This window comes from Massilia sp. 01N417 (genome assembly GCF_056399645.1).
In genome coordinates this window covers 62,691-74,351 of record NZ_JBFTRS010000006.1, presented here as the reverse complement: position 1 = coordinate 74,351, position 11,661 = coordinate 62,691, and the positions used below count along the sequence as shown (strand labels likewise).

General features: G+C 65.2%; 10 protein-coding genes. 4 read left to right on the top strand and 6 right to left on the bottom strand.

The window, feature by feature from the left end; all coding sequences use genetic code 11:
- Positions 1–25 precede the first annotated feature (25 nt).
- Genes rph through AC1DOQ_RS08615 form a run of 3 tightly spaced genes read right to left on the bottom strand, consistent with a single transcriptional unit; the run spans position 26 to position 2,695 of the window.
- On the bottom strand, positions 26–760 hold the full coding sequence (gene rph, locus AC1DOQ_RS08625; RefSeq protein ID WP_477362183.1) for a ribonuclease PH: 735 nt from the start codon (positions 758–760) through the stop codon (positions 26–28).
- Positions 761–771: 11 nt separating this feature from the next.
- Positions 772–1,698, bottom strand: a complete 927-nt coding sequence (locus AC1DOQ_RS08620; RefSeq protein WP_477362182.1) for a PP2C family protein-serine/threonine phosphatase — start codon at positions 1,696–1,698, stop codon at positions 772–774.
- 10 nt (positions 1,699–1,708) lie between these two features.
- A complete protein-coding gene (locus AC1DOQ_RS08615) occupies positions 1,709–2,695 on the bottom strand; it encodes a serine/threonine protein kinase (RefSeq protein ID WP_477362180.1) in 987 nt (328 codons plus the stop codon).
- A gap of 223 nt (positions 2,696–2,918) precedes the next feature.
- Here AC1DOQ_RS08615 and AC1DOQ_RS08610 point away from each other — a divergent pair, with 223 nt between their 5' ends.
- From AC1DOQ_RS08610 to AC1DOQ_RS08595, 4 genes are all read left to right on the top strand, one after another.
- Positions 2,919–3,806 carry a YicC/YloC family endoribonuclease gene (locus tag AC1DOQ_RS08610; RefSeq protein ID WP_477362178.1) on the top strand — a complete coding sequence of 296 codons (888 nt, stop codon included), beginning with the start codon at positions 2,919–2,921 and terminating at the stop codon, positions 3,804–3,806.
- 224 nt (positions 3,807–4,030) lie between these two features.
- Positions 4,031–4,678: a guanylate kinase gene (gene gmk, locus AC1DOQ_RS08605; protein WP_477362176.1), complete on the top strand. Its 648-nt coding sequence runs from the start codon at positions 4,031–4,033 to the stop codon at positions 4,676–4,678.
- Between the two features lie 62 nt (positions 4,679–4,740).
- Positions 4,741–4,944: a DNA-directed RNA polymerase subunit omega gene (gene rpoZ, locus AC1DOQ_RS08600; protein ID WP_090441431.1), complete on the top strand. Its 204-nt coding sequence runs from the start codon at positions 4,741–4,743 to the stop codon at positions 4,942–4,944.
- Positions 4,945–5,192: 248 nt separating this feature from the next.
- Complete coding sequence (locus tag AC1DOQ_RS08595) at positions 5,193–7,430, top strand: RelA/SpoT family protein (RefSeq protein WP_477362174.1); 2,238 nt, start codon at positions 5,193–5,195, stop codon at positions 7,428–7,430.
- Positions 7,431–7,528: 98 nt separating this feature from the next.
- On the opposite strand, the gene AC1DOQ_RS08590 is transcribed toward AC1DOQ_RS08595, so the two are convergent.
- From AC1DOQ_RS08590 to AC1DOQ_RS08580, 3 genes are all read right to left on the bottom strand, one after another.
- On the bottom strand, positions 7,529–7,894 hold the full coding sequence (locus AC1DOQ_RS08590; RefSeq protein WP_477362172.1) for a VOC family protein: 366 nt from the start codon (positions 7,892–7,894) through the stop codon (positions 7,529–7,531).
- A 70-nt stretch (positions 7,895–7,964) separates the two neighbouring features.
- Positions 7,965–8,762: a prohibitin family protein gene (locus tag AC1DOQ_RS08585; protein ID WP_477362170.1), complete on the bottom strand. Its 798-nt coding sequence runs from the start codon at positions 8,760–8,762 to the stop codon at positions 7,965–7,967.
- Positions 8,763–8,888: 126 nt separating this feature from the next.
- Positions 8,889–11,591 carry an ATP-binding protein gene (locus tag AC1DOQ_RS08580; protein WP_477362168.1) on the bottom strand — a complete coding sequence of 901 codons (2,703 nt, stop codon included), beginning with the start codon at positions 11,589–11,591 and terminating at the stop codon, positions 8,889–8,891.
- Positions 11,592–11,661: the final 70 nt, after the last annotated feature.

Genomic DNA, 11,661 nt, shown 5'->3' with positions numbered 1-11,661 from the left:
GAAGTTCCTCTGATTTTCCTTCGGATTACGCCGCCAGCCCCAGCGCCCGCTTCTGCACGGTCACCAGTTCGCGGATGCCCAGCTCGGCCAGGTCGAGCAGGCGGTTCATGCCGGCGCGCGAGAAGGCCGCGCCTTCGGCCGTGCCCTGCACTTCGACGAAATGGCCGAGATCGGTCATCACCACGTTCATGTCGGTATCGCAGTCCGAATCCTCGATGTAGTCGAGGTCGAGCACCGGCATGCCTTTGTAGACGCCCACCGACACCGCCGCCACGAACTGCTTGACCGGCACCGCGCCGAGCAGGCCCTGGCCGACCAGCGTGTTGAAGGCATCGTAGGCCGCCACCATCGCGCCCGTGATCGATGCCGTGCGGGTGCCGCCGTCGGCCTGGATCACGTCGCAGTCCAGGTGCAGGGTGCGCTCGCCGAAGGCTTCCAGGTCGAACGCGGCGCGCAGCGAGCGGCCGATCAGGCGCTGGATCTCCTGGGTGCGGCCGGACTGCTTGCCGCGCGCCGCCTCGCGGTCCATGCGGGTGTGGGTCGAGCGCGGCAGCATGCCGTATTCCGCCGTCATCCAGCCCTGCCCTTTCCCCTTCAGGAAGCCGGGTACCTTGTCTTCGATGCTGGCGGTGCAGATCACCTTGGTGTCGCCGCATTCGATCAGCACCGAGCCCTCGGCATGCTTGGTGTACTGGCGGGTCAGGCGGATGGTGCGCAGCTGGTCGACGGCACGGTTGCTGGGGCGGGAAGTGAAGCTCATTGGAGTCCTTGTCATTTGAGTAGCTGGGATGATTTCTCTATCGCGTCGCGGATCTCGGCGATGGCCTTTTCGATGTCCTCGTCGTCGAAGTCGTCGGCCATGCCGGCGGCGGGATGCTCGGCCAGGCGGGTCGTGACCTCGCCTTCCGGCAGCATCAGGGTCGAGACCATGCTGTCGTCGCCGGCGGACGGCGCATCGTGCGCGCCCTGCCACTGGATGGCGAGGGCGGTGGTGTTGTCGGCGCGCTGGCCGGCGATCGCGGTGGCCATGCCGATCATGTCCGGCACCGCCTGCACGATCGTGTGGGTCGAGAGCTGGTGCACGATCTCGGTGTCGGGCAGCACGCCCCACAGGCCGTCAGAGCAGAGCAGCAGGACGTCGCCCGGCTCCAGACTGGCCTGGCGCGACAGCTCGACCCGGGGCGGCGCCGACGCCCCCAGGCAGCTGTACAGCTTGTTGCGGTCCGGGTGGGTGTTGCGCTCGGTGGGGTCGGCCAGGCCCTTGGCGATCAGGTGTTCGATGTGCGAATGGTCGCGCGTGCGCGCCAGGATCTGGCCGCGCCGCAGCCAGTACAGGCGCGAGTCGCCGCAGTGGGCCCACACGGCGCAGTTGTGCTGGACCAGGCAGGCGACGATGGTGGTGCGCGGATTGTCCGGCATCGCGTGTTCGCGGGCGTAGCGCTGGATCGCTTCATGGGCCTGCATGAAGGCCTCTTCGAGGAAGCGCTCCGGCTTCTTCACCCACGGCGTGGCCACGTTGCGGAATAGGGTCGACATGGTCTGCAGGGCGATGGTCGCGGCGACCTCGCCGCGCTGGTGCCCGCCCATGCCGTCGGCCAGCACCAGCAGCAGGGCCTCGCGGGTGTAGCTGTAGCCCATGCGGTCCTGGTTGACCTTGCGGCCGCCGATATGGCTCTGCTGGTAGACGGAAAACTGCATCGGGTTCCTTTCAGGTCTGGCCGCGGAAGCGGTTGACGAAGCCGCGCCAGCCGGACAGCGGCGCTTCCTGTGCCGCGGCCGCGGCCGGCGGCGGTGCCGGTGCCGCGTGCGCCGGCGCGCCGGTTTGCAGCGCCTTCTGCACCGCGAACACGCTCTGCGGGCGCGCCAGCGGGTCCATCGCCAGGCAGGCCCTCACCATCGCCACCAGTTCGGCCGAATAGGTCCCGCCGGTCTTGTCGATGCGGGCCGCCATCTCGTCCGCGCCCCGGCGCTGGTCGGCCGGCTGCGGCGGCGCCCCGGCCATGCAGGCATAGATCGCGGCGCCGATGCTGTAGATGTCGGTCCAGGGCCCGAGCGTGGCGCCTTTCGCATACAGCTCGGGGGCGGCGAAGCCCGGCGTGTACATCGGCGCCAGGGTCGGTACGTCGGTGTTGATGGTCTGGCGCGCGGCGCCGAAGTCCAGCAGCAGCGGGGTGCCGTCGGTACGCAGGTAGATGTTGGCGGGCTTCAGGTCGAGGTGCAGCAGCTTGTTCGCATGGACCTCGCGCAGGCCGCCGCAGACGCCCTTGAAGGCCTGGCGGATGAAGCCCTCGCTGGCCCGCTGCCCCCTCGCCAGCAGGCGCGAGATCTGCTCCTGCAGCGAATGGCCGGACTCATAGGCCATTACCATGTAGACCGTGTCGTTGGCGCGGAAGAAGTTCAGCACCCGCACCACGTTCGGATGGACGATCTTCGCCAGCGCCCTGCCCTCTTCGAAGAAGCACTTCAGGCCGATCCGGAAGACCGGCAGGTTGGCCTTCGAGATGCTCGGGGCCAGCTCGCCGGGCTGGCGCAACGCCAGGGCGCTGGGCAGGTATTCCTTGATCGCGACCGCATTGCCGTCGCCGTCATATGCAAGATAAACAATACTGAACCCGCCGGACGCAATTTTCTTTACAATGCGATATCCGCCAATTTCCAGCCCGTCGGGCAGGGGAGCGTTATTTTGTGCAGCCATTTGGGAAAGTATTCCTTGCGTAACACGGCGATTGTGTGGATAAATCACCGCTTTGTAAAGAATAAACGGGCCGCGTAGAGCGCCTAAGAAAATCTTCAGGGCAAGGCGCTTCGTCGAAGACAGTACGCTAGTACGGCGAGACGATGCAACGCCGCCATGAAGGTTTTGTTAGGCGCTCTTCAGGGCCTCTGATTATCCGGGGACTCCATTGAGCATTTCTAGCATGACAGGTTATGCGGTCGCCACCAGCGAAGGCGCTGCGGGTACCCTCACGATCGAGATCAAGAGCGTCAATTCGCGCTTCCTCGACCTCCAGTTCCGCATCAACGACGAGCTCCGTGCGCTCGAACCGGACCTGCGCGCGGCGATCATGGCTGCGATCACGCGCGGCAAGGTTGAAGTCCGCCTCTCGTTCGGCCGCAAGGCGACGAGCGGCTCCCAGGTGCTGAACCACGAACTGCTGGCCGACCTCGCGCGGCTGCAGGGCGAGGTCACGCGCCATTTCGTGTCCGCTCCCCCGATGACGGTGGCCGAGCTGCTGCGCTGGCCGGGCGTGATCGAGGAAGCCCAGGTGGGCCAGGAGTCGCTGCAGGCGGACGTCGCCGAGCTCACCAAAAAAGTGGTGGCCAGCTTCGTCGACAGCCGCCAGCGCGAAGGCGCGGCCCTGGAAGCGATGCTGCTGTCGCGCATCGAATCGATGGAAGCCATCGTCAAGCGCATCACGCCGCTGATCCCCCAGGTGATCTCGCAGTTCCAGCAGAAAGCGGTCGAACGCATGCAGGACGCGCTGGGCCTGGCCGGCCACGGCAATCCCCAGGTGCTGACGCGACAGGAAGTCTTCGAGAGAATTCGCCAGGAAGTCACTTTGTACGGCATCCGCATCGACGTCTCCGAGGAGCTGTCGCGCCTGACCGCACACCTGAACGAAACCCGCCACATCCTGAAGAAAGGCGGCCAGGTCGGCAAGCGCCTGGACTTCATGATGCAGGAACTGAACCGCGAAGCGAACACGCTGGGCGCCAAGGCGTCGGTCAAGGAACTGGCGGATGCGTCGATGGAACTCAAGCTGCTGATCGAGCAGATGCGGGAGCAGGTGCAAAATCTTGAATAATCGCGGGTCAGAGCCCGAATTTCACGGGTGGGCTCTGACCCCGACTGACTAAACGGGGCAGAGCCCGAATTTCCGGGTGGGCTCCGACCCCGACTGACTATATGCCGGGATGATTTGCCTGGCGCACGTGGGCACGGGGTGCCCACCCTACATCGATTCGTAGGGTGGGCACGCCGTGCCCACGGACATTATGAATATCGAATACACGTAACAAAGGAACAACCATGCACACCAACGCCTTCTCCGGCAGCCTCTTCATTGTCGCGGCCCCGTCGGGCGCCGGCAAGTCGACCCTGGTCAATGCGCTGCTGGCGCAGGAACCCGGCATCAAGCTGTCGATCTCGACCACCACGCGTCCGCCGCGCCCGGGCGAGCAGGATGGCGTCCATTACCAGTTCACCACCGCCGAGGATTTCGTCGCCCGCTCCGAGCGCGGCGAGTTCCTGGAGTGGGCCGAAGTACACGGCAATTACTACGGCACCAGCCGCCTGATGGTGGAACAGGAGATGAAGAACGGCACCGACATCCTGCTGGAAATCGACTGGCAGGGCGCGCGCCAGGTGAAGAAGCTGTTCCCGGATGCGGCCGGCATCTTCATCCTGCCGCCGTCGATCGCGGCGCTGGAAGAGCGGCTGCACAAGCGCGGCACCGACGAACCGCACATCATTACGCGACGCTTGCTGGCTGCGGGAGGCGAGATCGCTCACGCTCCCGAGTTCGAGTATGCTATCATCAACGAAGAGTTCAACGTCGCCCTGTCCGAGCTGCAGGCGATTGTCAAAGCGACACGAGCACGATTCGCCCAGCAGGCGGCCCGCAATGCTTCGCTGTTCGCGCAGTTAGGAATCCACGCGCATCAACCGCAAAGTTAAACCCTTCGGGGTCATTGGCTGACGCCAATCGACCTCGACCGATTATCATTTTGGAGTAGACCATGGCCCGCATCACCATCGAAGATTGCCTGAAAAACGTCCCGAACCGTTTCCAGCTGACCCTGGCCGCCACCTACCGCGCCCGCCAGCTGCTGCAGGGCCATACCCCGAAGGTCGAGGCCAAGGACAAGCCGACCGTCATCGCCCTGCGTGAAATCGCCGCCGGCAAGGTCGGCCTGGAAATGCTGAAAAAGGTTCCTATGTAAATTATTGGGGTCAGAGCCCGGTTTTCACGCTTGGGCTCTGACCCCAACTGATTTTAGGGGTCGGATTTTAGGGGTCAGAGCCCGGTTTTCACGCCTGGGCTCTGACCCCAACTGATTTTGGAGCCGGAATCAGTGAGTCGAGAATAAGAGCGTCTTATGTCGGGGTCAGAGCCCAACCGCATGAACCGGGCTCTCACCCCGACTTATTCTGATATGCTGTTCTCCACAGCGGCCGATTTTCTTCGAGTATGACTTTGTCTCCACCGGATTCCATCCACTCAGGCACTACCAAAGGCCGGCCCAGCCGGCCTGCAAAGCCACAGGAAGCCGAACCGGCGCCTGCTCCTGGCGTCGCGTCGATCAGCCACCTGGCCAGCAAGCTGGCCGAATACCTCACGCCCGCCGAACTCAAGAAGGTCAAGGAAGCCTACCGCTTCTCCGACGAGATGCACCTCGGCCAGGTGCGCAAGTCGGGCGAACCCTATATCTCCCATCCGATCGCCGTCGCCGAGATCTGCGCCGACTGGAAGCTCGACGCCCAGGCCATCATGGCCGCGCTGCTGCACGACGTGATCGAGGACCAGGACGTCAAGAAGGAAGAGCTGCTCGAGCGCTTCGGCCCGCAGGTGGCGAACCTGGTCGACGGCCTGTCCAAGCTGGAGAAGATCGAATTCCAGAGCGTGGTCGAGGCCCAGGCCGAGAACTTCCGCAAGATGCTGCTGGCCATGGCATCCGACGTGCGGGTCATCCTGATCAAGCTGGCCGACCGCCTGCACAATATGCGCACCCTGGGCGTGATGGCGCCCGCGAAGAAGCGCCGCATCGCCGGCGAGACCATGGAAGTCTACGTGCCGATCGCGCACCGGCTCGGCCTGAACGACATCTACCGCGAACTGCAGGACCTGTCGTTCTCGCACCTGTACCCGCTGCGCTACCGCACCCTGTCGAAGGCGATCAAGGCCGCGCGCGGCAACCGCCGCGAAGTGGTCAAGAAGATCCTCGACGCCGTCAAGAACCAGCTCGCCGCCGCCGGCATCCATGCCGAAGTCTATGGCCGCGAGAAGACCCTGTTCGGCATCTACAAGAAGATGCGCAACAAGCACCTGTCGTTCTCGCAGGTGCTGGACGTGTACGGCTTCCGCGTGGTCGTCGACACCGTGCCGAACTGTTATGTGGCGCTCGGCACCCTGCATGCCCTGTACAAGCCGATGCCCGGCAAGTTCAAGGACTACATCGCGATCCGCAAGATCAACGGCTACCAGTCGCTGCATACCACCCTGATCGGCCCCTACGGCACCCCGGTCGAATTCCAGATCCGCACCCAGGAAATGCACCGCACCGCGGAAAGCGGCGTGGCGGCGCACTGGCTGTACAAGACCGGCGACCAGAACATGTCGGATCTGCAGCAGCGTACCCACGCCTGGCTGCAGTCGCTGCTCGACATCCAGCAGCAGACCGGCGACTCGGCCGAGTTCCTCGAGCACGTCAAGGTCGACCTGTTCCCGGATTCGGTGTACGTGTTCACGCCGAAGTCGAAGATCATCGCCCTGCCCCGCGGCGCAACCCCGCTCGACTTCGCCTACTCGATCCACACCGGCATCGGCGACCACACCGTGTCCGTCAAGATCAACCACGAGCCGGCCCAGCTGCGCACCGAGCTGCACAATGGCGACATCGTCGAGATCGAGACCGACCCCGATTCGCGCCCGAGCCCGACCTGGCTGTCTTTCGTCCGCACCGGCAAGGCGCGCTCGGCGATCCGCCACTACCTGCGCACCATCAACCTGAACGAATCGGTGGAGCTGGGCCAGGAACTGCTGTCGCAGGCACTGGGCCAGCTGGGCATCCGCGGCGAGCTCCAGCAAACGACGATCGAGAAGCTGCTGTCCGAATCCTCGGCCAAGTCGATGGAGGAGCTGTACGCCGACATCGGCATCGGCAAGCGCATGCCGGCGCTGGTGGCGCGCCACATCTTCGGCCTGATGGACAACCCGGTCGACACGGTGCCTACCCAGCCGAGCAACTCGCCGGAACTGGATCCGGTCACGATCTACGGCAGCGAAGGCGTGTCGGTGCAGCTGGCGCCCTGCTGCCTGCCGATCCCGGGCGACCAGATCATCGGCCAGCTGCGCCGCGACCAGGGCCTGGTGGTCCATACCGGCGACTGCTCGCAGGCCAAGCGCCTGCGCAACAAGGAGCCGGACCGCTGGATCGCGGTCCAGTGGGGCACGGAGCTGAACCGCCGCTTCGACTGCCGCATCCGCCTGCTGATCAACAACGAGAAGGGCATCCTCGCCCGGGTCGCCGCCGAGATCGGCGAGTCCGACGCCAACATCACCTATGTGGGCATGGACGAGGACGACGAACACATGATGACCCAGCTGCGCTTCACCATCCAGGTGAAGGACCGTGTGCACCTGGCCCACCTGATCCGCAACCTGCGGCGCGTGGCCGGCGTGAACCGGGTCGAGCGCGAGCGGACCTGAGCATCCGCGTAGGCTCGGAGAGTACCTAGGGTGGGCACTCCGTGCCCACGCGAACGTTTGCGTAATGCCGGCTTCCGCGTGGGCACAGTGTGCCCACCCTACCGAACGTCTGCCACCTTGAATATGGGGTTGTAGATCAGGCCCAGCACATTGCCGAACGGGTCCTTCAGCTCGCCCACCTTGATCCCCTCCCCGACTTCCTGGATGGCTTCGTGCACGGTCGCGCCCAGCCCGACGATGCGCGCGAACTCGGCTTCGATATCGTCCACGCCCCAGTACGCCACCGAGCCCGCCGTGCCCGGCGTCCCGTCCGGCACCAGGCCGAGTTCGAAGCCGCCGATGGCGAAGCCGACGTAGAAAGGCTGGTCGAAATAAGGCGCGCTGCCGAAGACTTCGGTGAACCATGCCTTGGCCTTGCCGAGGTCGGACACCGGGTACTTCACGGTACGTAATCCCTTGATCATATTCGTCTCCTGGATGGCAAAGCGGCATCATGCCCGACGCCGCCCGCCGTGTATTGGAAAAATGGAAGCTTTACTTGGCCGGGCTCACATTGATGAAGGGGATCGCACCGCCGGCCACGTTGGGCAGCTTGCCGTCCCATTTCTCGATGGCCTGGCGCTGGTTCTCCATCTCGCGCAGGCGGATCAGCTCCGGCGTCACCTGCTGGCGCTGCACGGCCAGCGATTCGGCCTCGGCCCTGGCCTGGGCCACGCGCTGCTTGGCTTCGACCTCGATGCGCTGCAGGTCGCGTTCCGCCTTCAGCTTGAGCTGCTCGGCCGTGGTCTTGGCTTCGATCGCCTCGTTGAAGGAGCGCGAGAAGTTGAAGTTCACGATCGAGAACTCGTCCACCACGATGCCGTGGCGCGCCAGGCGTTCGCGCAGCTGGGTCACGATCTGGTCGCGCACATCGGTGCGCTTGGCGATCAGCTCCTCGGCCGTGAAGCGCGCGGTGACGGCCTTCACGGCTTCCTGCACCGACGGGATGATGATGCGCGTGCCCGGCTCGTTGCCGAGGTCGCGGAACACCGTCACGGCGGCTTCCGGCTTGACGTGGTAGTTCAGCGCCACGCGGGTGTGCACGGTCTGCAGGTCGCGCGAGGCGGCATCGCCGTCGCCCTCGCCCTTCTGGATCGAGACGTTGACCAGGTTGAGCTTCTGCGCCAGCGGCACGCGGAAGTGGATGCCCTCGCTCAGTACCTCGCTGCTCGGGCTGCCGAAGGTCGTCATCACCCCCCGGTGACCCGCCGGCACGGTGCCGAAGGGCGCCAGCGCCACCAGCAGGACCAGCACGATCACAATCCCTACGGCCTTCAACGGAAAGCTTCGCATTTCGATGTTCCTTTCTGAATTGTTCTGACGAACTATTTATGAACTGCCAACAAAGTGTATAGCGGCAGAAGCAATAAGAACATCAGGAAATTCGGATGTCGAGGTTCAGGAAATTCGAAGCCGGCTTCAAGTTCGCGCGCGGTTTGTCTTCACGGAAGCACGCTGCAGGATCGCCGCCAGGCGTTCCAGGTCGACCGGCTTGATCAGGTGTTCGTCGAAGCCGGCCAGCAGCGATTCCGTGCGGTCTTCCTTGCGGCCGCGTCCCGTCAGGGCGATCAGGTAGGGCCTGGGATGGATGCGCGCAAGCCGGCGCGCGACCTCGAGTCCATCGACATGCGGCATGCCGAGGTCGAGAACCAGGATGTCCGCCGGCCTCTCGCCGAACATCTGCAAAGCCTGCTCGCCGTCGTAGGCCACCGCCACCTCCGCGCCGCGGGCACGCAGCAGCATGGCCAGGGATTCGGCGGCATCGACGTTATCGTCGGCCACGAGGACGCTGGCCTCCAGCTTCGCCGCCGGTTCGCACCCGGCGGCCGGCAGGGGCGCATCCCGCCGGCCGCCGGCCAGCGGCAGGCACAGGGTGAAGGTGGAGCCGCGGTCCTTGCCCTCGCTTGCCGCGGTGAGCGTGCCGCCATGCAGCTCGGCCAGGCCGCGCGCGAGCGACAGGCCGATGCCCAATCCTCCCTGCGCCAGGTGACGCGCGCTGCCCACCTGGACGAAGGCTTCGAACACCTGGGAAAGCATGTCCGGCTCGATGCCGATGCCATTGTCGCTGACGGCGAACACGCAGTGGGCGTCCGATTTCTCGAGCCGCACCTCGATCCGGCCGCCCGCGGACGTGTACTTTGCCGCGTTGTTCAACAGGTTCGACATCAGCTGTGCGATCCGGACCGGATCGGCAAGCACCCACACGGGCTCGTCCGGCAAGGCGATCTCGACACGATGGCGCCCGGCCTCGATGAGCGGCATGCTGACCTGGAGCGCTTCGTGCACCAGGCCGGTCAGGTCGATGGTCTCCTTCCGCAATTGAATCTTGCCGCGGCCGATACGCGATACATCGAGCAGATCGTCGAGCAGGCGGCCCATGCGGGCGCTCTGGCGGCCGATCATCGCCGCGAGCCATTCGACGCGCTCCCGGTCGGCATGCTGGCTCACGAGCAGCGAGGCCGCGTTGGCGATCGGCGCCAGCGGGTTGCGCAATTCATGGGCGAGCGTGGCGATGAAGACGTCCTTGCGCGCATCCGCCTCGGTCAACTGCGCCATCGCCTGCTTGCGTTCCGTGATATCGAGCGCGAGAGAGAAGATCGCATCGATCCTGCCCTGCTCGTCGCGCAGCGCCGAATTATGCCATTCGCATTGCACGATCGTGCCGTCGCGCCGGATATTCCGGTTTTCACTCTTGATGTAGGCGGCCTCGTCGGTGACAAGCGCAGCCATGATGCCGTCGACGATGTGGAGGTCGCCCGGATGGATGAGCTGGAGGGCATCGATCGGTTTGCCGATCACCTCGGGCGCCGGCCAGCCGAACAGCTCCTCGGCGCGCTTGCTCCAGCGGCGCACGATACGGTCGCCGCCCCATTCGATGGCGGCCAGCGGCGTGTTTTCCAACAGGGCGTGCAGGCGCTCGAGATATTCCCACTGCGCCCGTTCGGCCTCGATCCGCTCGGTCACGTCGTTCACGACCACCACCCTCGCGGCCAGGCTTCCGTCGCTGGTGTGGATGGGCGCACCGCTGACCGAGAAGACCCGGCGGTCTCCCGCGGCCACGCGTTCCACGATCTCGTCTTCGAAGGCGCCCTGTCCGGCCGCGCGGTCGGCCTGCGCCACGACCATGTCCATGATCCCGGACTGGCCGCCGTCGATCAGCGCCTTGCCGCGTGCGTTGACGACGGCCTGGCGCTCATCGCCATCGAAGACGAACACCCCCTCGGGCAGCTGGTGCAGGACGGCCGCCAGCAATTCGTTGGATTTTTCGCGCGCCCGCGCTTCGATCATGTCGTCGAAGGCCGCTCGCAGGCGCGCGTGGATGCTGAGGTTTTCGGCGCCGAGTACGCCGAGCAGGAACAGGGAGCCCAGCAGGCTGCCCAGCCTGCCGACATAGAGGCCGAGATCGAAGGACTGGTTGTCGAAGGAGGCCGCCAGCGCGATATCGCACACCCAGGTCAGCATGACCACGCTCAGCCACAGGTCGAGCAGGGTGCGCGGCCGCTTTTGCAGCACCGCGCCGAGGCCCAGTATCGACAACGCCAGCACGATTCCGATGCCGGCAAAATAGGCCCCGCCGGCACCGCGGTTCGCGGCAAGGGAAGCGACGAACGGGTCCGGCCCGATGGCGAATCCGATGACGACGATGAGCAGGGTGCATGACAACAGGACGACCTGGCGGCGTGACGGTTCGCCGTTCGCGAAAGCGTAGCCGAGCACGCAGGCCGAGAATATCCCATGCCATGCGAGGTAGAGCCAGTCGTTCGCCTGCCGGCTGCTGATCGACTGGAACAGGCTGATGAACTCGGGGAACAGCAGCGTGTAGGCGCAGGCGGCCACCGAGGAGAACAGGTAGCCGAAGGCGAGGATGGCCAGGGCCGGCGAGCGGCGCAGCTGCAACTGGCCGATCAGCATCAGGCCGGTGAGCAGGCCGGTGATGGCCAGCCCGGCGCCCTGGATCTCGACGATCCCCAGGGCCGGGCTGACCGGCGCATCGGCAACGCCGAGTACGGCGACGTAGGCGGCGGCGCCGGCGAGCAGGGTCAGGAGGACGAAGCGCGACTGGCTCCGGCTTGGGGCGCGGCTGGCAAGCTCGATCAGTTCCGGATGGGTGCGGAAGGACACGTGTGTTCCAATGTGGTTGACGGCACGTTGAGTAGAGGCCGGTTGCGCCGGTCCTGCAATCCTACAGCAG

What these genes read in the sequence shown, in the direction of transcription:
- rph (WP_477362183.1), bottom strand. Translation starts at nt 760, where the DNA reads ATGAGCTTCACTTCCCGCCCCAGCAACCGTGCCGTCGACCAGCTGCGC.
- AC1DOQ_RS08620 (WP_477362182.1), bottom strand. Translation starts at nt 1,698, where the DNA reads ATGCAGTTTTCCGTCTACCAGCAGAGCCATATCGGCGGCCGCAAGGTC.
- AC1DOQ_RS08615 (WP_477362180.1), bottom strand. Translation starts at nt 2,695, where the DNA reads ATGGCTGCACAAAATAACGCTCCCCTGCCCGACGGGCTGGAAATTGGC.
- AC1DOQ_RS08610 (WP_477362178.1), top strand. Translation starts at nt 2,919, where the DNA reads ATGACAGGTTATGCGGTCGCCACCAGCGAAGGCGCTGCGGGTACCCTC.
- gmk (WP_477362176.1), top strand. Translation starts at nt 4,031, where the DNA reads ATGCACACCAACGCCTTCTCCGGCAGCCTCTTCATTGTCGCGGCCCCG.
- rpoZ (WP_090441431.1), top strand. Translation starts at nt 4,741, where the DNA reads ATGGCCCGCATCACCATCGAAGATTGCCTGAAAAACGTCCCGAACCGT.
- AC1DOQ_RS08595 (WP_477362174.1), top strand. Translation starts at nt 5,193, where the DNA reads ATGACTTTGTCTCCACCGGATTCCATCCACTCAGGCACTACCAAAGGC.
- AC1DOQ_RS08590 (WP_477362172.1), bottom strand. Translation starts at nt 7,894, where the DNA reads ATGATCAAGGGATTACGTACCGTGAAGTACCCGGTGTCCGACCTCGGC.
- AC1DOQ_RS08585 (WP_477362170.1), bottom strand. Translation starts at nt 8,762, where the DNA reads ATGCGAAGCTTTCCGTTGAAGGCCGTAGGGATTGTGATCGTGCTGGTC.